24 protein-coding genes are annotated in these 20752 nt (G+C 59.6%); 13 read left to right on the top strand and 11 right to left on the bottom strand.

What is annotated here, in order from left to right:
- Nucleotides 1-37 precede the first annotated feature (37 nt).
- The gene (locus QLG10_RS10000; RefSeq protein ID WP_282487230.1) at nucleotides 38-829 is read left to right on the top strand and encodes an SDR family oxidoreductase; all 792 of its coding nucleotides are present in this window, start codon (nucleotides 38-40) and stop codon (nucleotides 827-829) included.
- Between the two features lie 143 nt (nucleotides 830-972).
- On the opposite strand, the gene QLG10_RS09995 is transcribed toward QLG10_RS10000, so the two are convergent.
- Both QLG10_RS09995 and QLG10_RS09990 read right to left on the bottom strand, forming a co-directional pair.
- On the bottom strand, nucleotides 973-1293 hold the full coding sequence (locus QLG10_RS09995; protein WP_033044188.1) for a DUF2388 domain-containing protein: 321 nt from the start codon (nucleotides 1291-1293) through the stop codon (nucleotides 973-975).
- A gap of 100 nt (nucleotides 1294-1393) precedes the next feature.
- Nucleotides 1394-2410: a DJ-1/PfpI family protein gene (locus tag QLG10_RS09990; protein ID WP_110750824.1), complete on the bottom strand. Its 1017-nt coding sequence runs from the start codon at nucleotides 2408-2410 to the stop codon at nucleotides 1394-1396.
- Nucleotides 2411-2711: 301 nt separating this feature from the next.
- On the opposite strand from QLG10_RS09990, the gene QLG10_RS09985 reads away from it, so the two are divergent.
- Together QLG10_RS09985 and QLG10_RS09980 are read left to right on the top strand one after the other, a co-directional pair.
- On the top strand, nucleotides 2712-3812 hold the full coding sequence (locus tag QLG10_RS09985; RefSeq protein WP_110750823.1) for an NAD(P)/FAD-dependent oxidoreductase: 1101 nt from the start codon (nucleotides 2712-2714) through the stop codon (nucleotides 3810-3812).
- 245 nt (nucleotides 3813-4057) lie between these two features.
- Complete coding sequence (locus tag QLG10_RS09980; RefSeq protein ID WP_110750822.1) at nucleotides 4058-4651, top strand: DinB family protein; 594 nt, start codon at nucleotides 4058-4060, stop codon at nucleotides 4649-4651.
- Here QLG10_RS09980 and QLG10_RS09975 read toward each other — a convergent pair.
- From QLG10_RS09975 to QLG10_RS09965, 3 genes are all read right to left on the bottom strand, one after another.
- Complete coding sequence (locus QLG10_RS09975; protein WP_110750821.1) at nucleotides 4572-5492, bottom strand: LysR substrate-binding domain-containing protein; 921 nt, start codon at nucleotides 5490-5492, stop codon at nucleotides 4572-4574. The two genes, QLG10_RS09980 and QLG10_RS09975, sit on opposite strands and share 80 nt — an antisense overlap.
- A 165-nt stretch (nucleotides 5493-5657) precedes the next feature.
- A complete protein-coding gene (locus QLG10_RS09970; protein ID WP_110750820.1) occupies nucleotides 5658-6734 on the bottom strand; it encodes an RHS repeat-associated core domain-containing protein in 1077 nt (358 codons plus the stop codon).
- 260 nt (nucleotides 6735-6994) lie between these two features.
- A complete protein-coding gene (locus QLG10_RS09965) occupies nucleotides 6995-7891 on the bottom strand; it encodes a LysR substrate-binding domain-containing protein (RefSeq protein ID WP_110750819.1) in 897 nt (298 codons plus the stop codon).
- A gap of 107 nt (nucleotides 7892-7998) precedes the next feature.
- Between QLG10_RS09965 and QLG10_RS09960 the strand changes: the two genes are divergently transcribed.
- The 3 genes from QLG10_RS09960 to QLG10_RS09950 are packed head-to-tail and all read left to right on the top strand — an operon-like array spanning nucleotide 7999 to nucleotide 10252.
- Nucleotides 7999-9015: an aldo/keto reductase gene (locus QLG10_RS09960; protein WP_282487223.1), complete on the top strand. Its 1017-nt coding sequence runs from the start codon at nucleotides 7999-8001 to the stop codon at nucleotides 9013-9015.
- A gap of 2 nt (nucleotides 9016-9017) precedes the next feature.
- Nucleotides 9018-9815, top strand: a complete 798-nt coding sequence (locus QLG10_RS09955) for an SDR family oxidoreductase (protein WP_110750817.1) — start codon at nucleotides 9018-9020, stop codon at nucleotides 9813-9815.
- Nucleotides 9816-9841: 26 nt separating this feature from the next.
- A complete protein-coding gene (locus QLG10_RS09950; protein WP_110750816.1) occupies nucleotides 9842-10252 on the top strand; it encodes an SRPBCC family protein in 411 nt (136 codons plus the stop codon).
- 226 nt (nucleotides 10253-10478) lie between these two features.
- On the opposite strand, the gene QLG10_RS09945 is transcribed toward QLG10_RS09950, so the two are convergent.
- Entirely contained in the window at nucleotides 10479-11873 is a 1395-nt protein-coding gene (locus QLG10_RS09945) for a HAMP domain-containing sensor histidine kinase (protein ID WP_282487220.1), read from the bottom strand.
- On the bottom strand, nucleotides 11851-12534 hold the full coding sequence (locus QLG10_RS09940; RefSeq protein ID WP_020796732.1) for a response regulator transcription factor: 684 nt from the start codon (nucleotides 12532-12534) through the stop codon (nucleotides 11851-11853). Before QLG10_RS09940 ends, QLG10_RS09945 begins: the two co-directional genes overlap by 23 nt.
- A 278-nt stretch (nucleotides 12535-12812) precedes the next feature.
- Between QLG10_RS09940 and QLG10_RS09935 the strand changes: the two genes are divergently transcribed.
- A complete protein-coding gene (locus tag QLG10_RS09935; protein ID WP_282487218.1) occupies nucleotides 12813-13742 on the top strand; it encodes a hypothetical protein in 930 nt (309 codons plus the stop codon).
- 221 nt (nucleotides 13743-13963) lie between these two features.
- Here the strand turns inward: QLG10_RS09935 and QLG10_RS09930 are convergent, their stop codons facing one another.
- Nucleotides 13964-14575 carry a glutathione S-transferase gene (locus tag QLG10_RS09930; RefSeq protein ID WP_282487216.1) on the bottom strand — a complete coding sequence of 204 codons (612 nt, stop codon included), beginning with the start codon at nucleotides 14573-14575 and terminating at the stop codon, nucleotides 13964-13966.
- 362 nt (nucleotides 14576-14937) lie between these two features.
- On the opposite strand from QLG10_RS09930, the gene QLG10_RS09925 reads away from it, so the two are divergent.
- The 3 genes from QLG10_RS09925 (at nucleotide 14938) to QLG10_RS09915 (ending at nucleotide 17505) form a co-directional block, all read left to right on the top strand.
- Entirely contained in the window at nucleotides 14938-15342 is a 405-nt protein-coding gene (locus tag QLG10_RS09925) for a TraR/DksA C4-type zinc finger protein (RefSeq protein WP_007935965.1), read from the top strand.
- 228 nt (nucleotides 15343-15570) lie between these two features.
- Nucleotides 15571-17175: a methyl-accepting chemotaxis protein gene (locus QLG10_RS09920; protein ID WP_110750807.1), complete on the top strand. Its 1605-nt coding sequence runs from the start codon at nucleotides 15571-15573 to the stop codon at nucleotides 17173-17175.
- 120 nt (nucleotides 17176-17295) lie between these two features.
- Entirely contained in the window at nucleotides 17296-17505 is a 210-nt protein-coding gene (locus tag QLG10_RS09915) for a hypothetical protein (protein WP_110750805.1), read from the top strand.
- Nucleotides 17506-17507: 2 nt separating this feature from the next.
- Here QLG10_RS09915 and QLG10_RS09910 read toward each other — a convergent pair whose 3' ends face one another.
- The 3 genes from QLG10_RS09910 to QLG10_RS09900 form a co-directional block, all read right to left on the bottom strand.
- Nucleotides 17508-17747 carry a DUF2789 domain-containing protein gene (locus tag QLG10_RS09910; RefSeq protein WP_110750803.1) on the bottom strand — a complete coding sequence of 80 codons (240 nt, stop codon included), beginning with the start codon at nucleotides 17745-17747 and terminating at the stop codon, nucleotides 17508-17510.
- A gap of 140 nt (nucleotides 17748-17887) precedes the next feature.
- Complete coding sequence (locus QLG10_RS09905; protein ID WP_008064250.1) at nucleotides 17888-18118, bottom strand: hypothetical protein; 231 nt, start codon at nucleotides 18116-18118, stop codon at nucleotides 17888-17890.
- Nucleotides 18119-18269: 151 nt separating this feature from the next.
- Nucleotides 18270-18518 (bottom strand): hypothetical protein, encoded by a 249-nt coding sequence (locus tag QLG10_RS09900; RefSeq protein WP_110750801.1) that lies wholly within the window; start codon nucleotides 18516-18518, stop codon nucleotides 18270-18272.
- A gap of 409 nt (nucleotides 18519-18927) precedes the next feature.
- Between QLG10_RS09900 and QLG10_RS09895 the strand changes: the two genes are divergently transcribed.
- From QLG10_RS09895 to QLG10_RS09885, 3 genes are all read left to right on the top strand, one after another.
- A complete protein-coding gene (locus tag QLG10_RS09895) occupies nucleotides 18928-19398 on the top strand; it encodes a hypothetical protein (protein ID WP_110750799.1) in 471 nt (156 codons plus the stop codon).
- A complete protein-coding gene (locus tag QLG10_RS09890) occupies nucleotides 19398-19601 on the top strand; it encodes a hypothetical protein (RefSeq protein WP_188264856.1) in 204 nt (67 codons plus the stop codon). Before QLG10_RS09895 ends, QLG10_RS09890 begins: the two co-directional genes overlap by 1 nt.
- 118 nt (nucleotides 19602-19719) lie before the next feature.
- On the top strand, nucleotides 19720-20733 hold the full coding sequence (locus QLG10_RS09885; protein WP_188264857.1) for an ABC transporter substrate-binding protein: 1014 nt from the start codon (nucleotides 19720-19722) through the stop codon (nucleotides 20731-20733).
- The last annotated feature ends 19 nt before the right edge of the window (nucleotides 20734-20752 follow it).

The raw sequence follows: 20752 nt of genomic DNA, 5'->3' as shown, positions 1-20752 counted from the left end.
CGGCGATTGTCTCGCCTCACTGTGAAGGAAAATGAACATGGCTCTCTCCTCCAAAGGCACTGCGTTGATCACTGGCGCCTCTTCGGGCATCGGCGCAGTGTATGCCGACCGTCTCGCCCGGCAGGGTTACGACCTGATCCTGGTCGCGCGCAGTCAGGCAAAGCTCGTCACGCTGGCCAACCGGCTGAGCGACCAGACCGGCCGTAACGTGGAAGTGGTCGCCGCGGATCTGAAAGACAAAACCGACTTGTTGCGGGTCGAAAAGATACTGCGAAGTGACGCGAGCATCACGTTGTTGGTCAACAACGCTGGAGTTGGCGCGGTCATGCCGTTGCTCGGCAGCCCCGTGGATGACATGGAAGACATGATCGGCCTCAACATCACCGCGCTGACACGCCTGGCCTACGCCGTGGTCCCGGGCTTCGTTGCACGTGGTGCAGGAACCGTGGTCAACATCTCGTCGATCGTCGCCATCGCCCCGGAAATCCTCAATGGTGTGTATGGCGGGACCAAGGCATTTGTCCTGGGCCTGAGCCAATCGATGCACCGGGAACTGGCGGATAAAGGCATTCGTATCCAGGCCGTGCTGCCGGGCGCGACCGCCACTGACTTCTGGAGCGAGGCTGGCAACCCGGTGGAGAATTTGCCGCAGGAGATTGTGATGTCCGCCGAAGACATGGTCGATGCCGCGCTGGTGGGGCTGGAGAGGGGGGAAGTGGTGACCATTCCGGGATTACACGACGGGGAGCAGTGGGATCGCTACGAAGCGCAGCGCCAGGTGCTGTCCGGGCTGTTCGGCAATTCCACGGCAGCGGCGCGTTATCGATAGATTGAGTGTGCGCTTTGGCCCCCCACCGCCCGTTCCCACAGGATAAGCGCTAACCCTGTGGGAGCGGCGGTGCGACGATTCGACTTGCCCGCGAAGGGGCCATCAATAACACCGCGCTCCACGGTCGTGCTTGGCTAATATCATTACTGACCAGCCGGAACGCCTTCCTGGACAAGGATGGCGCGAGCCAGGTCTTCGTCGCTGGCGCTGTTGAGGTCAGGATGCTGTTGGCGAATCCGCTGCAGTACCTGCTCCAGATAAACGCCACGAATCGCGCCGCCACTGGCCACGAAGCTGGAGGCGTCATCCCGGGCGGGGATCATCAGTTTGTCATCCTTGAATGTCGAGTACAGCGAGGCGGAAACCCCGGCCGACGTGGCGACATCCTTTGCATCCACATCGGCCATCGCGGAGCCGACAGGTAAGCACAGCAAAAGGGAAGAAATGATAATCAGACGGCGCATGACGGTGTCCTCTGAAGACGTGAAGCAAAAAGGAAGTCTCTCACCCTTTAGGATGCCTGGCGGTCGTCAGGAGTTCCCCTGCGTTGTCCCGGGCAGGTTTTCAGCGCGAAAAACGGTTGCGATAGTCCCGCGGCGAAACCCCGAGGTTGCGTTGGAAGGTCAGGCGCATGCGCTCTTCATCGCCAAAGCCGCACAGCCGGGAAATCTGATCGATATTGCGCTCTGAATCTTCCAACAGTCGTCGCGCAGCTTCCACGCGCAGTACTTCCACGGCCTTGGCCGGCGTGCGGCCGGTCTTGAGTTTGTAGACCCGGGCAAAGTTGCGCGGGCTCATCTGAACCTGTTGGGCGAGTGTCTCGACGGTGAGATTGGCGCCAGACAGGTTCTGCGTGATCCACAGGTGAAGGTCATCGAAGGCCGCACCTTCGCTGGTTTGCGATTGCAGCAACTGGCTGTATTGGGCCTGGCCACCGGGGCGCTTGAGAAACACCACCATCTCCCGCGCCGTCAGCAGTGCCAATTCTCTTCCGCAATCTTCTTCGACCAACGCCAGTGCCAGGTCGATTCCGGCGCTGACCCCGGCAGAAGTCCAGACTGAACCTTGCTGAACGAAGATCGCATCGTTGTCGACTTCGATGGACGGATGGCGCTCCTTGAGCGTGCCACACATCGCCCAATGGGTGGCGGCACGCCGACCTTCGAGCAATCCGGCCTCGGCCAACAGGAACGTGCCGCTGCACACCGAGGCGGTGCGTCTGGCTTTGGTCGATGCCTGCTTAAGCCACTCGACCAGGCTCAAGACGTTGTTCATCGCCAGGATAATGGCCGGTGCGCCGGGAACGATCAGCGTGTCGATCGATTGGTCGTTGAACGTGCTCAATGGCACGGTGTCGACGGCCAGGCCCTCCGCCGTATGGATCAGGCCACCGGTCAAGCTGGCGGTCTGCAGTTTGTAGCCGGGCAGATTGCTGCTGTTGAGGTAGCGCGAAGCCGCCCAGAATACGGTTTGCGCGCCGGTCAAATCCAGCAGGCCCATTTCGGGGTAGGCGAGGAATACGATCAGGCGCGATGGGTCGGACGGGGACTCGGTGACGGGCGTGCGGGCGATATCGTTCATAGGTTTCTGTGTTGACACGTTGGAATAATGATAATTCGCAAACGATATAAGCGTTATCGCATCTGGTCGGCTGTCAGGATTTCAGGGTTTTATGTCACTTGGGCGGGAAAACTTCAACCAATAGGTGTTCGCGTACTGCCTCGACTCATTTGAGGGAGTTTGCCCGTAGCGCTCAAGCCGGTTTGGATACCGGGCAAAACCTGTTGCTGGATGTCAATGGCACTTGGTTGACGCCGGGCGAGCGCGGGCGCGGCGCGATATTCTCCAGCCTGATCGATTACCGGGAGCGAGGGCTGGTTTGATGAGCGTTGATGTCGACTGTGTGGTGGTCGGGGCTGGTGTGGTCGGGCTGGCGGTGGCCAGGAGCCTGGCCATGGGCGGGCGCGAAGTGATCCTGGTCGAGGCCGGCGAAGGGATTGGAGTGGGGATCAGTTCACGCAATTCCGAAGTGATCCACGCCGGCATCTATTACCCGAGCGGAAGTCTCAAGGCGCAGTTGTGCGTGGAGGGCAAGCAACGCCTTTACGCTTACTGCGACGAGCGCGGCGTCAGCTATCAGCGTCTGGGCAAGTTGATCGTCGCCACCGATGATGCGCAGCGTGTGGCCTTGCAGGGTTTGCTGGAGCAGGGCCGGCGCAATGGCGTCGATGACCTGCAATGGCTGGAGGACGCCCAGGCGCTGGAGCCTGAGTTGTCTTGCGTTGCGGCGCTGTGGTCGCCGTCCACCGGCATCGTCGACTCCCATGGCCTGATGCTGGCGCTGCAGGCTGATGCCGAAGCCTGGGGCGCGTCGCTGGTCTTTCATACGCCGCTGATGTCGGTCCGTTGTACTGAAGAGGGTTTCGAGTTGCACGTGGGCGGCACCGAGCCCATGACCTTGAGCTGCCGCGAGCTGATCAACTGCGCGGGATTGTCCGCGCCGGAGGTGGCGAGCCGCATTACTGGCCTGCCACGGCAATACGTTCCCCAGGCGCGGTTGTGCAAGGGCAGTTACTTCAGTTTCAGCGGCCGCGCGCCGTTCCGCCACCTGGTGTACCCGGCGCCGGAAAGCGCCGGGCTGGGCGTGCACATGACCCTCGACCTCGGTGGCCAGGCGCGTTTCGGGCCGGATGTGGAATGGGTCGACAGGGTCGATTACCGGGTGGATCCATCCCGGGCCGACGGCTTTTACACAGCGATCCGCCGTTACTGGCCGGGCTTGCCGAATGACAGCCTGCAACCGGCCTACAGTGGCATTCGCCCGAAAATAAGCGGCCCGAACGAGCCTGCCGCCGACTTTCGCATCAGTGGCCCGGCCGAGCATGGGGTGCCGGGGCTGGTCAATCTGTTCGGCATCGAATCGCCGGGCCTGACCAGTTGCCTGGCGCTGGCCGAGCACGTAATGGGGGCGCTGGATAGGTAACTGTCGAAGATTTTGTGGCGAGGGGATTCATCCCCGTTCGGCTGCGAAGCAGTCGTAATTCCTGCAAATGCGATGTGCGTGAGGGTACCGCAGTTGCAGGTTTCGCGGTTGCTTCGCAACCCAACGGGGATGAATCCCCTCGCCACAAGTGCAAGGGCGAGGGTGACCGATAATCAGCGCCCACGCCGCTGAGCGCAGATAGCGCTATCCTTGGAAGACGTGCTCTTCGCCATCGGAGACATCTGATGATCAACGTACGCACTGCCCGCATGCTTGCCGATTACAAACAATGGGCCAACCAGCGTCTCTTCGACAACCTGGCGCTATTGCCGCCAGGTGAAGTCGAAAAAGAACGCGCCGGCGTCTTCAAGAACATGATCGGCACGCTCAATCACATCTATGTGGTGGACTGTATCTGGCAGGCTCACCTCGAAGGCCGAGGGCACGGCTTCAAGACCTCCCATGACCTGGTGCACCCTGAACTGGCGGTGCTGCGCCTGGCGCAACAGGACGTGGATCGCTGGTACTGCAACTGGAGCGCACGGCAAACCGATGCCTCGCTGGACAAACCCTTGAGGTTCACTTTCGTTTCCGGCGAAAGCGGCACCATGACGGCCGGCGCGATGTTGCTGCACGTGGTCAATCACGCCAGCTATCACCGTGGCTGGGTGATCCAGATGTACTTCGAAATCCCGGCCATGCCGCCGATGACGGACCTGCCGATCTACCTGCGCGAGACCGACCCGCACTTCAACGCGCTCAATGCCCCGGCAGTGGCGCCGACATGTGCTCCACTATTCGCGAGCGCAACCAACGTTCTGCCGGATCGTTATCGTTGACGCCGTTCCACACCATGGACAGTTCCGACGGCACGATCTCGAAGGGCGGGTCGTCGGCGCGCAGCTGGCTGCTGCCATCGATCAGCGCACAGGCCGCATAGTCGGGCACCGAGGCCAGCATGTCAGTGCCCGCCAGCAAGGCGCGCAGGCCCGAGAACTGTGGCACTGCCAGGACCACACGCCGGGAGCGGCCGATGCGCGCCAGGTCATTGTCGATAGCGCCGCTCAAGTCCCCGGAAAACGACACCAGCGCATGGGGACGCTCGCAAAATTCATCCAGGGTCAGGGCGCCCGGCCGGTCATCGCCACGCAGCACCTTGACGCTCAGGTCCCGTAGCTTCTTGCGCTTGGCGTTGGCCGGCAGCTCCGTGGTGTAGCTGATGCCCACGGAAATCTCACCGCTGGCAAGCATCGACGACATCAACAGGTAATTGACCCGGCGCACCACCACCACGACGTTCTGCGCTTCATCGCGAATCTGTTTGAGCAATGGCGGAAACAGGCCGAACTCGGCATCGTCGGACAGGCCGATGCGAAACACATCGCGGCTGATGGACGGGTCGAAATCCTTGGCCCGGCTCACCGCGCCGGAAATGGTGTCCATGGCCGGTTGCAACTCCTTGAGAATCACCAACGCCCGCGGTGTCGGCTCCAGCACACGCCCGTTACGCACCAGCAGCGGGTCGTCGAACAGATCGCGCAACCGCGCGAGTGCCGCACTGACGGCAGGCTGGCCGAGGAACAGCTTCTCGCCGGCCCGAGTGAGGTTCTTCTCGAACATCAGCGTTTCGAAAATCACCAACAGGTTCATGTCCACGCGTCGCAGGTCGTTGCGGTTCATGGTGGATTCTCACAGGTTGCATAATCTTTTCAGTAAAGCACTAAACCTTTGGCGAGAGGGTTGGTAAGCGCTCGACCGTGCCCTGACTGTAAATCGTTCGAGCGCGGTATCAATGATGTCTTGCCCTCCGGTTTGCGTGTTCAAAATTCCCCAACGATACAAAAACTAAATGCGCTCAAAGTGGGCGTGTCTGATTTGATTCGCTTTAAACCTAAATGCTTCGGCATTCGGATTTTTATGGGTTGCAACGATTGCATGAAAAGCATCCAGGTACTGTAAAATTGTTGATTGAGCTTGTTGGAGGCCGATTCCATTTGGCCGGGCGTCGGGGAGTTCCTGTTTCGATAGGCGAAGAAGCTCATTGCTTGCGAAATTGCCACGCATAGGGGTTGTGGTTGAATCGTTTATTTTCCTATACAGGTGTTCGACCAGCCAGCGACGCTCATTTTGGCTGGGAGAGCGTTGTGCTGGTGGAATATTCAGTTCTTTTTGTAATGCAATGTTTTGAGCAAGGCTTGTAGAGGTCTCATACTGCAGGGCGTTAATTTGCGAATGAGCTTTTATGGCTTGTTCAGGAGACACACCCGTTTTTAATATATGTGGCGAGGGAGTAGTTTCTCGGTGTAAGTCGAATATGCCATTGCGCTTTAATACTTTTGTTTTCGCCCGTCTTGCCCACTGTAAGGCTTTCAGGCCCGGACCTAACGCTATATGCCCGTCGGGATCTGTTTTGTTAACTGGATCCCCGGCGCAGTATGCATACGAATTCAATCCACCCTTGTCAAACGGGCTCAGATTGTCCGGACTGTTAAATCGCATCAAGAAAGGATTGAATGCCCGATACCCATTCCCCAACAGGTAACGCCTGGTGACCGGGTCAGGTCGCTCGCCGTTGAATCCAAGCAGGCTGGTCAATTCGCTCTCATCAGGGCGATGACCGTAAGGTGTGTAAGCAATGGCGTATCGGTGATTGTCCGGAGCGAACGTTTGCAATACCGAGCGCTGCTGATCAATGGCTAGCAGCGTGGTGCTGTCTGAGCCGCCCTCGCTCTGCTGTTGTGCCAGCAACAACTCACCATACTGGACAATGGAATGACGAAACGTTTCTTGTATCTCGGTAACCAGGCGGCTTTTGCAATAGAACCGTTGATGCTGTGCTTCGTTCGCTGGCGCATGACCGATCAATTGGTCGAGAGCGTCATAGTGATACTGGCATAGCAGGGATTCGTCTGGCGATAGCATGGGTGAGTGCTCCAAAGGCCCAACAGGCAGGTGCTCAGTATTGGTTTTTACGCAGCGAGTTGGAACTATCAAAACTGCTAGGTTTTTTTCGGCCAATGATTCCCCGTGGGCATGGCGCAGAGGCCAGCAGATTGGCGATTTCTTCTTCGGAAAAATCAAACGCCAGCAATACCGCCCGAATGCTCACCCTTGTCGATGCGGGAGACGCGAGGACAGGCGTTGCATTGATCGCGATCGCGAGCAGGCCCACTCCCACAGTTTTATGCGCTGGGTTCAGAGTCCGTCAGCACCTTCCTGAAATTCTCCACCAACGGCCGCAGATTGATTCGGTGCCACGCCGCCCATAGCGGCCGGGTGAGGGGAATCCATGGCACTTCCCGCAGCACCACGCCCGGCGGTGCGTTACGGCTCAAGCCTTTCTGAATCATGGCGATGCCCAGCCCTGACGCTACCAGCGCCATCGCAGTGAAAGGGCCGGTGGCTTCCATGCGGATATCAGGGGTGAAGCCTGCGCGGATGCAGGCGCTGACGAAGTTCTCGCGGCCGGTGACATTCTGGTGCTGAACGCCGATCCATTCCTGTTCGGCGAGGTCGGTGGCGGCCAGTTGTGCCTGTCTGGCCAGCGGGTGATGTTCGGGCAGGGCCAGCAACATTGGGTCATCCAGCACCTGGAAACCCAGCAGGTCGGGGTCGTCATCGGTCGGCGGCTCACTGACCAGGGCGATATCCAGACTACGCTGACGCAGGCCTTCGAGTTGTTCGGCGGAGCTCTGGTTGTACAGCGCGACATGCACATTCGGGCGGCTTACACGCAGCACGCGCAAGGCATTGGGCAAGATGCCGGCGTGCATGGCGTTTTCGATGTAGCCGATGCACAGGCCGCCTTCTTCGCCACGCCCCAGGCGTTTACCGAGGGATTCCAGGCGATTGGCGTGGGTCAGCAGGGCGCGGGTTTCGGCTAGGAAGGTCTGGCCGTCGCGCGTCAGACGGATGCGTTGCTGGCTGCGCTCGAACAGGGTCAGGCCCAGGCGTTCCTCGAGCTGGGCGATCTGCCGGCTCAGGGGTGACTGGGACATATGCAAGCGTTCGGCGGCGCGACCGACGTGTTCTTCCTCGGCGACGGCGACGAAGTAGCGCAATTGACGGATGTCAATCATGTAAGACCTCCAGGGACTCAAGTGCTGCATATTATGTCTTGGACGGTCCGAACGTCGCAATCTAGGATCTGCTCCTACAGGTTTTCCTGATTCGAGAGGTTTCACTTATGAGCTTGAAAGACAAACTGCCCGGCGCGCTGGGCTTCGGTACCGCCCCTCTGGGCAATATGTTCCGCGCCATCCCTGAAGAGGAGGCGCAAGCCACCGTGCACGCCGCCTGGGATGCCGGCGTGCGTTATTTCGATACTGCGCCGTTCTACGGTTCGGGCCTGTCGGAAATTCGCCTCGGCCAGGCGCTGTCGCGCTACAACCGCGATGACTATGTACTGAGCAGCAAGGTCGGCCGGGTGATTCTCGACGAGGTCGAAGACGCCGCCGCCCGCGATCTGGGGGAGAAGAGCGGGGTGTTCGAGCATGGTCGCCCGAACAAGATCGTCAACGACTACAGCGCCGATGCGACCCTGCGTTCGATCGAAGACAGCCTCAAGCGCCTGGAAACCGATCGCCTGGACATCGTCTGGGTGCACGACATCGCCCAGGACTTCTACGGCGATCAATGGCTGGAATACTTCAACCAGGCCCGCACTGGTGCCTTCAAGGTGCTGACCCGCTTGCGCGAAGAAGGCGTGATCAAGGGCTGGGGCCTAGGGGTGAACAAAGTCGAGCCGTGCGAATTGACCCTTGATCTGAGTGAAGCGCAGCCGGACGGTTTTCTGTTGGCCGGTCGCTACACTCTTCTCGACCATGATCGTGCCTTGCAGCGTCTGATGGACGCGGCACTGGCGCAGAACGTCGAAATCGTGGTTGGCGGGCCATACAGTTCGGGCATTCTGGCGGGTGGCGAACACTTCGAATACCAGAAGGCCAGCCCGGCGATTGTCGCCAAGGTCGAGCAGATCAAGCGCATTGCGCTGGCCTATGGTGTCGACATCAAAGCGGCAGCATTACAGTTTTCGTTGGCCAACCCGGCCGTGGCAGCGGTGATTCCAGGCGCCAGTCGCCCGCAGCGGATTGCCGAAGATGTGGCCGCACTGTCGGCGGTGATTCCCGCCGCTTTCTGGCAAGCGTTGCGCGACGCGAAGCTGGTGTCCGAGCGCGCACCGTTGCCGATCACTGGAGCTTGAGCATGAAAATCGATCTGAGTGGAAAACTGGCCATTGTCAGCGGCAGCACTGCCGGCATTGGTCTTGGCATCAGCAAGGCACTGGCTGAATCCGGCGCCACGGTGGTGGTGATCGGCCGCGAGGCGGCCAAGGTCGAGCAGGCGCTGGCGAGCATTCGCCAGCAGGTGCCCGGCGCACAAGTGCGCGGGCTCACGGCGGATCTCGGGACGGCTGAAGGCGCGGAAAAACTGTTCGCCGCCGAACCGCGGGCAGACATTCTGGTGAACAACCTGGGGATCTATGCCGCAGTGGATTTCTTCGACACACCCGATAGCGAGTGGGCGCGCTTCTATGAGGTCAACGTGATCTCCGGTGTGCGCCTGGCACGGCATTACGTGCCGGACATGGTCAAGCAGGGCTGGGGGCGGGTGATTTTCCTGTCTTCGGAATCCGGAATCGCGATTCCTGCGGACATGCTCAACTATGGTGTGACCAAAAGCGCCAACCTGGCGGTGTCCCACGGACTGGCCAAGCGGCTGGCGGGCACCGGGGTAACGGTCAATGCGATCCTGCCGGGCCCGACATTGACCGACGGCGTGGAGCTGATGCTCAAGGATGCCATTGCCGCGTCCGGGCGCAGCGTCCAGGAAGAAGCCGACGCCTTTGTACGCAAGGAGCGGCCGACGTCCATCATCCAGCGCGTGGCGAATGTCGAGGAAGTGGCCAACCTGGTGGCGTATATTGCTTCGCCACTATCCTCGGCTACCACAGGCGCGGCGCTTCGAGTCGATGGCGGTGTCGTCGACAGCCTGGCCATCTGACCCCGACAATCAAGAGAGAGCATTACATGGCAACTGCATCAGCATTCATCGACATCCCGGCCTCGGCCGATCAGGTCTGGCACTTGATCGGCGGTTTCAATTCGCTGCCGGACTGGCTGCCGTTCATTCCCAAGAGCGAGCTCAGCGAAGGCGGGCGGGTGCGCAGCCTGCAGACGGCGGACGGCGCGGTAGTGATCGAACGTCTGCAAGCGTTCGACAACGATGGCAAGACCTACAGCTACTCGATCTTGCAGGCGCCGTTTCCGGCCACTGATTATCTGGCGACGATCCGCGTTGAAGCGCAGGGGCAGGGCGCCCGGGTGACCTGGTCCGGTCGGTTTGAGCCGGTGGGTGTGAGCGATGAGGAAGTGGTGGCGTTGTTTACCGGGATTTATCAGGGCGGGCTTGAGGCCCTGCGGGCCAATTACCCGGCCTGACAAACACTACAGATCCGCTGTGGGAGATTCTATGGTTGAGGGGAAGCCCTCAACCATAGAATGTGGCGAGGGGATTTATCCCCGTTCGGCTGCGAAGCAGTCGCAGAGCCAGCCAACTCGGTATGCCTGAAGGAATGCCGGGGCCGCTTCGCTGCCCAACGGGGATAAATCCCCTCGCCACACAAGCCCGCTCCCACAGGTCCTGTGTCAGTTCTGCAGATTTGTATCAGGTCGGGGCAATCAGGCTCTCCCGACAATCGATCGCCAACCGTGCGCCACCCAGTTCGCTGGTGCCGACCTCCAGGGTAAAGCCGTGCAGGCCGACAATCGCCGCGACGATCGACAGCCCCAAGCCGAAACCGCTTTTCTGATTGCCCGCCTCTGCGCGGTAGAAGCGCTGGAACACCGCCTCGCGTTCAGCCTCCGCAATGCCGGGGCCGGAGTCGAGTACTTCGATCCGGGTGTGCCCGTTCTCATTGACCCCACGCAGAATCACCTGGCCACCGGGTGGGGTGAATTTGATCGAGTTACTCAACAGATTGGCCACCGCTTCGAACAGCAGGGCGCGATCGCCATTGAGCGAAGGCAGCGATGTGGGCAGTTGCAGTTCAAACGTCAGGCCATCGTCCTCGGCCAACGGCAGATAAAACTCATGCAGTTCCTGTAGCAAGGACACCGCGTCCAATTGCACGAAACCGGACCGGCGCTGGCGATCCTCCAGTTCGGAAATCCGCAGCAGCCCGCGAAAACGCGCCATCAGGGTATCGGCCTCGGCCAACACCGCGTCCAATTGCGTCGCTTGCGGCGAACCTTCGCCGGCCTGTTGTTGCATGCGATAGAGCTGCGCGCGCAGGCGGGTCAGCGGGGTGCGCAAGTCATGGGCGATGTTGTCGCACACGCCCTTGACCTCGTTCATCAAGCGCTCGATGCGTTCGAGCATGGCGTTGACGATGGCGGCCAGCATGTCCAGTTCATCGCGGCGGTTGGACAGCGGCAGACGCCGGGTAAGGTCCCCGGCGACGATGGCTTCGGCGCTGCCCTGGATCGCGCGAATCCGCCGTAGCGGTCGGCGGCGCAACAGGTGCCAACCGACGATGCCCGGCAAGATGGTCAGGGTCACGCCCCAGAACAAGGCATGGAGGATGATCCGGGTCACGGCAAACAACGAACCGTTGTCCCGCACCAGGATCAGCCAGCGACCATCTTTCGTCTGGGTTGCCACCGCGTCGCAGCTGTCGACGGGCAGGGTCGGGTCGTCGGACTCGGCGCAGTCGTTGAGCATGTGAATCTTGCCGTCCAGCGGCAGGCCTTTGGGAATGTGGCGCAGGGCGCCACTGAGATAACGATGTTCGGCATCGAACAGGCCGTAGGCGTCAATGCCGCGGATGTCGAAGGTCATGCTGACGGCAAGGGCGTCCGTCAGTTGATCACCCTGGAAGTGCGAGAACAGATGCTGGCGTTGCATCAGCGAGTGCTTGGCCAGGTTGTCGAGGTAAGCGGACACCTCGTAATACATGACCCCCATGAGAATCCCGCTCCAGGCCACGAACAACGCACTGTAGAGGGCCAGCAGGCGACTGGTCGAAGAACGCCAGCCTTTAGACGGGTTCGGCAATGACATAACCCGAGCCTCGCACCGTTCGAATCAATGGAACATTGCCAGGTGGGTCGATTTTCTTGCGCAGGCGGCCGATATGCACGTCGATCAAATTGGTGCCGGGGTCGAAGTGATAACCCCAGACCTCTTCGAAAATCATCATCCGCGAGAGGATCTGCCCGGTGTTGCGCATCAGGAATTCCAGCAGTTTGTATTCGGTGGGCAGCAGGGTGAGCAACTGGCCGTCGCGGCTGGCTTCGTGGCTGATCAGGTTCAGCTCCAGGTCTGCCACCCGCAGCGTGGTCGCCTGGGCCGTCACGGTGTTCTGCCGGCGCAGCAGGACTTCGACCCGGGCGGCCATTTCATCGGTGGCGAAGGGTTTGGTCAGGTAATCGTCGCCCCCGGCGCGCAAGCCGCGTACACGTTCGTCGACGTCGGAGAGGGCGCTGATCATCAGGATAGGCGTGGCCACGCCCATGGTGCGCAAGGTGGTGACAATCGCCAGGCCGTCGAGCTCGGGCAACATGCGGTCGAGGGTGATCAGGTCATAGTTGCCGCTGACCGCACGCTCAAGTCCCTCTCGACCGTTGTCGACCCAATCGACGTCGAGCCCGTGGCTGCTCAGTTCGGCGACAATTTCCCGTGCGGTCACGGCGTCGTCTTCGATGGTCAAGATGCGGGTCATAAGGCAGGCCTGATTAGGTATTCACAACGTAGTGCAGCATTTTGCCAAGAAATGATCGAAGGCTTACTAAATAAAAGTTCATGGACAAATCCATCGTCGGTCAATGCATAAAACCCGCTGCATCCAGCCGTTCATTGCAATTTGCATGGGGTTGGGAAGTTCAAAGTTTCTAAGCTGTTGAAATAAAAGGATTTATTGAAAGCCCGCGACTGGCACGGCGACTGCAATTGCTCTTTCGAGACTTGTAACACCATCTTTCTGCCTGGAGCGATACAACAATGAATAGATCCTCTGAGGGTTTCTATCCCGCCACGGATGAATCGAGCACAGTGTCGGGCGTGTCCTGGGGGGCGATCTTCGCCGGGGCCGCGGCGGCGGCGGCGTTGTCGCTGATCCTGGTACTGCTTGGATTCGGCCTTGGTTTTTCGGCAGTTTCGCCGTGGGCCAATGAAGGCATGAGCGCCAAGGGCCTGGGCATATCGACGATTGTCTGGCTGGCTGTCACGCAAATCGTCGCTTCCGGCGCCGGTGGCTATATCGCCGGTCGGCTGCGGGTGAAGTGGGCTTATATGCACGGCGATGAAGTTTATTTCCGCGATACCGCCCACGGTTTTCTCGCCTGGTGCGTGGCGACGCTGGTGACGGCGACGTTGGTCGCCGGTTCGGTCAGCAGCATCGTCAGTGGTGGCGTGCAGGCCGGGGCGCAGGTCGCCGGTGGCGCCGCCACTGCCATGACAGCAGCAGCGGGCACCGCGGCAGCCAACACTGACAGCGATCAGTACGGCTACTACATCGACAGCCTGTTTCGTAATGACCAGCCAGCCGCCCTCAGCGACGACGCCGCCCGAGGCACAGTGACGCGCATTTTCGTGCGCTCACTGAAAGACGGTCAGTTGGCCGCTGAAGACCGAACTTACCTGGCACAACTGGTGGCGCAACGGACCAACATGACACAAGCAGATGCTGAACGTCGTGTCGACGAAGTCTATGCCCGCACGCAAAAAGCCGTGGCAGACGCCAAGCTGGCTGCGCAACAAGCGGCCGACACCGCCGCCAAAGTAGCAGCCTGGACCACCTTGTGGATGTTCGTCGCCCTGCTGGCCGGTGCGTTTTTCGCCAGCCTCGCTGCCACCTTCGGCGGTCGTCGTCGGGATGCCGTGGTGTATCTGGAAACCGACACTTACGTCACCACCGCACCGATTCGTTAACCCAGGAGAAACATCATGCGTTCATTACTACTGTTCTTTCTCGGCGTACCGATCCCGATCATCATCCTGATCGCCTTGTTCATGCACTGATAGTTCCTGGCCTCGTGCCTGTGCCGCTTCTGCCTTTTTGGCAGAAGCGGCGTTTTTGCTGGTGGATGTAAGGTGTGAAACGCACCTGTAGGAGCCGGCTTGCTGGCGATGCGATGGTGGCCGTAACGCCGTCAGTCAATCGGCGTGTCGATAAACACCTCAAGCCCCTCGGCATAGCGGGTGAACGCAGCGATTTTTGCGAACCGCTCAACCGGAACCTGATCCGGCACCACATACTGGGTAAAGCTCCACGCAACAGCGAGGGTAATACCAGCCTGGTCAATCGAGCCGTCATTTTTCAGCGGCTGCTTTTCCAGCTCTCGTTCCAGCGCCGAATAGGCGGCTGCCAATTGCCCCTCGACCCGTTTAACCCAAGGCTCGTATTGAATCTCTGCCGGGCGTAGGTTGCGTTCATAATAAAGCTGCACCGACTTTTCGCTGGCAGCCAATGCCAGGCCAATCAGGCGCAGTGACCGCAGGCGATGTTCGATACCCGCAGGCATCAAGCTGCGATCCGGGCCGGCCAATGCTTCCAGGTAATCGATGATCAGCGTCGAATCCATCAACACTTCACCGTCATCCAGTATCAGGGTCGGCGCCTTGACCACCGGGTTGATTTGCCGAAATTGCTCGAAGGTCCTGAACACCGACACCGATTCGTGCTCCAGGGCGATGCCCAGGCGCTTGGCAGAAATGGCGACGCGTCGCACGTAAGGTGAATCCAGCATGCCGATCAGCTTCATTTACCGCTCCTTGAGATAGCCATTACGCGAGCGACAACCTTAGCTGAGCCCGGTCGACCTGCAAACCGGGGCATGCAGCTCAGCGGTTTGTCTTTTATATAAGCTTCGCAGGATTGAATTTCTTGCTATAAACGCACTCCGATATCCGCCTGGATGCCTGTCTTAGAGCATTTTCGAGGCTTTGTCGGACAAATTCGCTGTCTTTTCAGTTGCTGAGGCCTCAAGTCGGCCTTAGACTGCCGCCCCTCGTAAATTGAGTGCCGGGTGGCGCTTGGTATAGACGGCGCCGTTGCGATGACCTTCGATGGTCCGCCGCAACGCTCCCTAATTCGCTTAATGCACGTTTTTTTATAGAGATATCAATGACAAAGGACAAGTTGCTGGCCATGCCGGCGGATGACTACATGAATGCCGAGCAACATGCTTTTTTCTCTGAGCTGTTGCAAAACATGAAAGTCGAAACCCATGAGCGCATCGAACAGAACCGCATCGCCATCGAAAGCCTGGACACCCCAGCCGACCCGGCGGACGCCGCTTCCGTCGAAGAAGAGCGCACTTGGCTGGTGAACGCGATCGATCGTGATCAGCGCATGCTGCCTCAGTTGGAACAAGCCCTGGAACGCATCAAGGAAGACAGCTTCGGCTGGTGCGATGACAGCGGCGAGCCTATTGGCCTCAAGCGCCTGCTGATCAGCCCGACCACCAAGTACTGCATCGAAGCTCAAGAACGTCACGAGCAAATCGACAAGCACCAGCGTCAGGCCTGATTCTGTTGGGTAGCCCACTTAACCTGGGCTGCCTGGAAAAGATCGCAGCCGTCGGCAGCCCCCTGTAGGCGCTGTCGCAGGCTGCGATCTTTGCTTTTCGACGTCTACACAATCCCCCCGAACTTCTATTGATCTGCTGCAACGTCCCCGACTAAAGGCTCATGGATAATGGCCTTGTGCTGGCGTTTAATGCGAAGACAACAACTAGAAATTGGCGGGGTGATAACGATGACGAGAGACGGATCTCGGGTGGCGGCCGTGCCTGCACCCACGCTTTTGCCGAACAACCGCTGGTTGACGCCGACACTGCAAAGCATCGCCCTGATGCTGCTATTGTGTGGCATGACCCTGGGCGGCTGGTCGCTCTACCTTGGCCTGCCGATGGCCGTGCTGATCATTTGGCTGCCACGCCTGCGCTCGCGCGCAATGCCTGAAGCCGTGCCTGCCGATACGTCCGGCACACTCTCGGCGTTAACCCGCGAACTGTCCTACACCACCAGTCATAACGCGTTGTCCGCCGCTGGCGTGGCCTTTTCAGTCAAGCAACTGGCCGACAAGTTGCAATCGCAACTGGGGGCGGCAGCACAAATCGTTGGCAATGCCGAAGTCATGATCGCGACCGAGCAGGCCACCTCGGCCCTCAGTCACCAGGCCCTGAGTGCCGCGAGTGAAGCGCATCAAAGCGGCGTGGCCGGGCGTACCGAGTTGATCGAATCCATTGCCCGCATGCACCAACTCAGCCAGCGGGCCAATAACAGCCGTGAGCTGATCGAAGCCCTGAGCTTGCGCAGCGATGACATTCAGCGGGTCACATTGGTGATCCAGTCCATTGCCAGCCAGACAAACTTGCTGGCCTTGAACGCGGCCATCGAAGCGGCGCGAGCCGGTGAGCACGGTCGTGGCTTTGCGGTGGTGGCCGATGAGGTTCGCGGGCTTGCCGCGCGCACGGCCACGGCCACCGGAGAGGTCGGCGACATGGTGGCCGATATCCAGCAGCGCACCGCACAAGTGGTCGAGCAGATCCGCCAGTTGTCCAGCGACCTCGACACCGGCGTAGGCCAGGTCGAACAGACGGGCCAGCACCTGGAAAACATTGCCCGCCTGGCTGCCGGTGTCGAAAGCCAGGTCGGGGCAATCGCTCGCGGTGCCGAAACCAACCGTGAACAACTCGATAGCCTGTTTCACGCCATCGAGCAGATGCGCAGCGACCTTGCGATCAGTGACCAACAGACCCAGCGCCTGGCCTTGGCAGCGGTGCAGATGGAAGGCCAGGCCGAGACCATCAGCGAGCGCCTTGCCGAAGTCGGCCTGGATGACTATCACCAGCGGATCTATGACCTGGCCAGGGAAGGCGCGAGCCAGATTGCCGCGCGCTTCGAAGCAGATATCGATGCGGGGCAGATCAGCCTCGAAGACCTGTTCGACCGGCATTACCAGGCGATTCCCGATACCCACCCGGCCAAATACCGAACGCGCTTTGATCGTTACACCGATCAGGTCCTGCCGGCGATCCAGGAGCCGCTGCTGCCACGCCACGAAGGCCTGGTATTCGCCATTGCCTGTACCCAGCAGGGCTATGTGCCGACGCATAACCAGGCGTTCAGCCAACCACTGACCGGCGATATACAACACGATACCCTGCACAACCGCAGCAAACGCAAGTTCGCCGACCGGACGGGGATCCGCTGTGGCAGTCATCAGCAAGCCGTGCTGTTGCAAACCTATACCCGTGACACTGGAGAGCTCATGCACGACCTGTCAGTGCCGATCATGCTCAAGGGGCGTCATTGGGGTGGTTTGCGCCTGGGCTACAAACCGCAAAACCCTCGATAATGGATTGCGACTGTTACAGTTTTGGTAACGAATCTGTACAAAGCCGATATTGTTTGCGCGCCCACGGAGTCGTTACCATACCTCTATTAGTTAGGTTGCTAACGGAGTTGGAGGCGCAACATGCACAGTAAAGTTGATGTCGCGGTCATGATCGGGAGCGGAGTACCCGCCAGTTTGCGGGCGTTGGGGCAAAGTATCTGCTGGGTGGTGCTGCTCAATGGCGAACGCCGTGGCACGGCCTATTCCAGTCGCAATGAAGCTGAAGCGTGCAAGGCCGCCTGGCTGGCGCAATTGCACGCCGAATCGCCAGGCAACCTGCACTGTGCCTGATCCTAGTGAACCTGATGCATGCGCAGGTTCAGGTCGTCGACCACTCGCGCCCAGTCGGCGTCTTCACGCAATTGTTCTTTGAGGAAGCCTGCCTGCTGGGGGGTCCAGAACTCGGCATCGATGAGTTTCTTGTCGTCGGGCAGGGGAGAATGGCTGGCAATGAAATCGTCAATGGCTCGCTGGCTCGAATCCAGCCCGAGCTGGTCGAACAAGCCTTTCAGGTCGTGGGTCGGTGATTCCATCTTGATCTCCTTGCAGGTCATCTGTCGTGTCGAGTGATAGAGATGAAGAACGTCTCTGTTGCATCTGAGGGAGCCGTGCTTCATTAAGTTCGAAAACGATGTTCCAACGCAGCAGTGAGCATAGACCGCAATGGCGCGTGTCAGGTTTTCAAGGCGCCTGCATCGACGGCCGCCTTCAGTTCCTTGGCCGACTCCTGCGCGGCAAGGGCGGCGATGTCGGAGGACTTGAACCAGCGATCTTTCTCGACCTGATGATAGGTCACGGTTTTCAGCGGTGGCTTGGCGCGCATCACGATCACGGCCTGGAACTCGCCGTCGATCTCTCTGGCTTCGCCCCTGATGAAAAACTCGCCGATATCAAATTCCGTCACGTTACGGCCTTCCCATGAAATATTGTTGTTTAGCGCGCCCGCCACGGGAAGGCGCGTTTGATTGGTCGGGGAGTATGGCAGTAGTTGGAGGCCGGCGGCTGAGTAAAGTCGCCGGCTTGACGAAACCTTCCGGGAAAACGGGATGAAAGTGTCACCTATGTGACTCGAGCGCGCGGGCGAGGGCACAGGCCTGGTTATGATCGCCGCGGAAACCTCTTACGTGCCCCGTGGAAGTTTCTTTGATATGAAAGAAGGCGATACCCGCCAGAACCACATGAAATCGTGGTGGCGAGGGGCAGCGGGGAGCGTCTTCGGTCGCAAGGAACTCGGCGGGGTGCAGGGAAGGTGGGGTGTTGGAGTAAGATGCCTGGGGATGGGCAAAGTGTGTCAGTGTGCACATATGAAGTCCTTTTCTTGGGTTAGCCGACGTAATGTACGTCGTAATGGGTAGTCTCGGTGAGCATCGCTGCTCTAGAATCAGCGTCACTGGTGGGTGGACAAGGCTTATCTAAAGCAATTTCTGGCTGGCGATATGTAAGAAAAGTGCTTTTTTATAAGAGTTTTTTCCCTAAAGTTGATAGTCCGTATTTCTCTGGCGGTTCCAAGGGTGTTTTCCTTCAGCCTTTGTCGAACGCCGGGCGAGACGACGTGAGCAGCATCCAGTAATCTGCTCAAGCTTCGAGAGGGATGAGCGCTCTGCGCATCCAGGATCTCAACCCGGGTTATCTGGCTTCACCTCGGCATTGCCGCTTTTTTGGCCGTGCGCTTTTTTCGCGTGCGGCGTCATTTTCAGATGTGGGGATGTTTCCTTGGCAGTAAGTAATCTCGATATGCATGCTTTGTTCGTGCTGGGCGATTTGCGCGCAAAGCTGGTTAAACAGTTTCAGTCACGTTTTGTTTACATTACCGAGCAGAGCGCCGAAGGCATTTACATTGCCGAGATCGACACCGAGTCAGCGCTCGTGGTGGACGATAAACCGGGGCTCAAACTCAAGGTCGGCGATCATTTCAGCGCGTCGGTGTTGCCCAGCCGCGAAGGTGGCAAACTGGAAATCAAGTTCCGCGACATCAAGCTGACAGTCTACGGCCTGGGCGATTACGCCTTCGTGACCACGGCCGACGGCCAAGCCATCCTGTTCAAGGAAGGGCACAACGTGGTGACGGTATTCGCCGCCCACCAGCAGCTGCAGGAAGGCCTGACCAAGACCCTCAAGGCCGTGACCGGCAAGGCCGCCAAGTGGCGCAAGGGCGAACTGGTGACGTTCAAGGCCAGTGAATAGTGGTCCTGCCCCGTGCCGATTTCCACCAACAGCACCAGGCCCGTGCGCAAGCCGAGGCCCAGCGTCTGTTTGAGCAAAAGGCGGTCCTGCAGGGTGCCTGGCTGAACTGGGTGGCCTCGCAAATCTACGCGTTGCAACCGGCGGCGTACGCCAGCATGGTCAGGAGAGAGCTGGCCTGCCTGCAGCAAACCTGTGAAAAGTGATCCGCGTCCCTCGAAAGCAGGAACCTCTACTACAGTCAGTTGACTGAGTATTCAGAGGCTTTGCGGTCTTCTGCCAGGCCATCCTGCTATTGCTGTGAACAGCACGAGGTGCACAAGCATGAAAGGCATTCGCCGGTTGCTGGCCGCTGTCGTGGCCACGTTCGGATTGTTGGCGTCACCCGCTGCGGTGCTGGCTGCCAGCGCGCCGATCCACTTCGCCGACCTCAATTGGGAAAGCGGCAGCCTGATCACCGATGTCCTGCGGATCATCGTCGAAAAAGGGTATGGGCTGCCGACCGACACCTTGCCAGGCACTACCATCACCCTCGAAACCGCACTGGCCAACAATGACATCCAGGTCATTGGCGAGGAGTGGGCGGGGCGCAGCCCGGTCTGGGTCAAGGCGGAGGCGGAAGGCAAGGTCGTGAGCCTGGGCGACACGGTCAAGGGCGCCACGGAAGGCTGGTGGGTGCCTGAGTACGTGGTCAAGGGCGACCCGGCCAAGGGCATCAAGGCGCTGGCGCCGGACTTGCGCAGTGTCACCGACCTTCCCAGGTACAAGGACGTGTTCAAGGACCCTGAAGCGCCGAACAAGGGACGCTTTCTCAACAGCCCTATCGGTTGGACCTCGGAAGTGGTCAACAAGCAGAAGCTCAAGGCCTACGGGCTCGATGCCAGCTATGTGAATTTTCGCAGCGGTTCGGGCGCTGCGCTGGATGCGGAGATCAGCTCGTCGATTCGCCGGGGTAAACCGGTGTTGTTCTATTACTGGTCGCCCACGCCGCTGCTCGGTCGCTTCAAGCTGATCCAGCTGGAGGAGCCGCCCTTCGATGCGCAGGCCTGGAAAACCCTGACCGACGCCGACAACCCCAATCCGCAACCGACCCGCTCGCTGCCCTCGAAGCTGTCTATCGGCGTGTCCACGCCGTTCCAGAAGCAGTACCCGCAGATTGCCGAGTTCTTTGCCAAGGTCGATTTTCCCATCGACCCGTTGAACCGGGCGCTGGCCGAGATGAGTGAAAAGCACACGCCACCGCGTCAGGCCGCCGAAGCGTTCATGAAGGCCCATCCGCAGGTCTGGAAGGCCTGGTTGCCCAAGGATATCGCGGACAAGGTATCAGCCGCCTTGTAGGCAGCGGCTGCAAACGCGT

This window comes from Pseudomonas sp. V98_8 (assembly GCF_029967975.1).
GTDB lineage: Bacteria > Pseudomonadota > Gammaproteobacteria > Pseudomonadales > Pseudomonadaceae > Aquipseudomonas > Aquipseudomonas umsongensis.
Note: the sequence above shows the minus strand (reverse complement) of the source record. Positions and strands in the feature narration are given on the sequence as shown.

What these genes read in the sequence shown, in the direction of transcription:
- QLG10_RS10000 (WP_282487230.1), top strand. Translation starts at nt 38, where the DNA reads ATGGCTCTCTCCTCCAAAGGCACTGCGTTGATCACTGGCGCCTCTTCG.
- QLG10_RS09995 (WP_033044188.1), bottom strand. Translation starts at nt 1,293, where the DNA reads ATGCGCCGTCTGATTATCATTTCTTCCCTTTTGCTGTGCTTACCTGTC.
- QLG10_RS09990 (WP_110750824.1), bottom strand. Translation starts at nt 2,410, where the DNA reads ATGAACGATATCGCCCGCACGCCCGTCACCGAGTCCCCGTCCGACCCA.
- QLG10_RS09985 (WP_110750823.1), top strand. Translation starts at nt 2,712, where the DNA reads ATGAGCGTTGATGTCGACTGTGTGGTGGTCGGGGCTGGTGTGGTCGGG.
- QLG10_RS09980 (WP_110750822.1), top strand. Translation starts at nt 4,058, where the DNA reads ATGATCAACGTACGCACTGCCCGCATGCTTGCCGATTACAAACAATGG.
- QLG10_RS09975 (WP_110750821.1), bottom strand. Translation starts at nt 5,492, where the DNA reads ATGAACCGCAACGACCTGCGACGCGTGGACATGAACCTGTTGGTGATT.
- QLG10_RS09970 (WP_110750820.1), bottom strand. Translation starts at nt 6,734, where the DNA reads ATGCTATCGCCAGACGAATCCCTGCTATGCCAGTATCACTATGACGCT.
- QLG10_RS09965 (WP_110750819.1), bottom strand. Translation starts at nt 7,891, where the DNA reads ATGATTGACATCCGTCAATTGCGCTACTTCGTCGCCGTCGCCGAGGAA.
- QLG10_RS09960 (WP_282487223.1), top strand. Translation starts at nt 7,999, where the DNA reads ATGAGCTTGAAAGACAAACTGCCCGGCGCGCTGGGCTTCGGTACCGCC.
- QLG10_RS09955 (WP_110750817.1), top strand. Translation starts at nt 9,018, where the DNA reads ATGAAAATCGATCTGAGTGGAAAACTGGCCATTGTCAGCGGCAGCACT.
- QLG10_RS09950 (WP_110750816.1), top strand. Translation starts at nt 9,842, where the DNA reads ATGGCAACTGCATCAGCATTCATCGACATCCCGGCCTCGGCCGATCAG.
- QLG10_RS09945 (WP_282487220.1), bottom strand. Translation starts at nt 11,873, where the DNA reads ATGTCATTGCCGAACCCGTCTAAAGGCTGGCGTTCTTCGACCAGTCGC.
- QLG10_RS09940 (WP_020796732.1), bottom strand. Translation starts at nt 12,534, where the DNA reads ATGACCCGCATCTTGACCATCGAAGACGACGCCGTGACCGCACGGGAA.
- QLG10_RS09935 (WP_282487218.1), top strand. Translation starts at nt 12,813, where the DNA reads ATGAATAGATCCTCTGAGGGTTTCTATCCCGCCACGGATGAATCGAGC.
- QLG10_RS09930 (WP_282487216.1), bottom strand. Translation starts at nt 14,575, where the DNA reads ATGAAGCTGATCGGCATGCTGGATTCACCTTACGTGCGACGCGTCGCC.
- QLG10_RS09925 (WP_007935965.1), top strand. Translation starts at nt 14,938, where the DNA reads ATGACAAAGGACAAGTTGCTGGCCATGCCGGCGGATGACTACATGAAT.
- QLG10_RS09920 (WP_110750807.1), top strand. Translation starts at nt 15,571, where the DNA reads ATGACGAGAGACGGATCTCGGGTGGCGGCCGTGCCTGCACCCACGCTT.
- QLG10_RS09915 (WP_110750805.1), top strand. Translation starts at nt 17,296, where the DNA reads ATGCACAGTAAAGTTGATGTCGCGGTCATGATCGGGAGCGGAGTACCC.
- QLG10_RS09910 (WP_110750803.1), bottom strand. Translation starts at nt 17,747, where the DNA reads ATGGAATCACCGACCCACGACCTGAAAGGCTTGTTCGACCAGCTCGGG.
- QLG10_RS09900 (WP_110750801.1), bottom strand. Translation starts at nt 18,518, where the DNA reads ATGTGCACACTGACACACTTTGCCCATCCCCAGGCATCTTACTCCAAC.
- QLG10_RS09885 (WP_188264857.1), top strand. Translation starts at nt 19,720, where the DNA reads ATGAAAGGCATTCGCCGGTTGCTGGCCGCTGTCGTGGCCACGTTCGGA.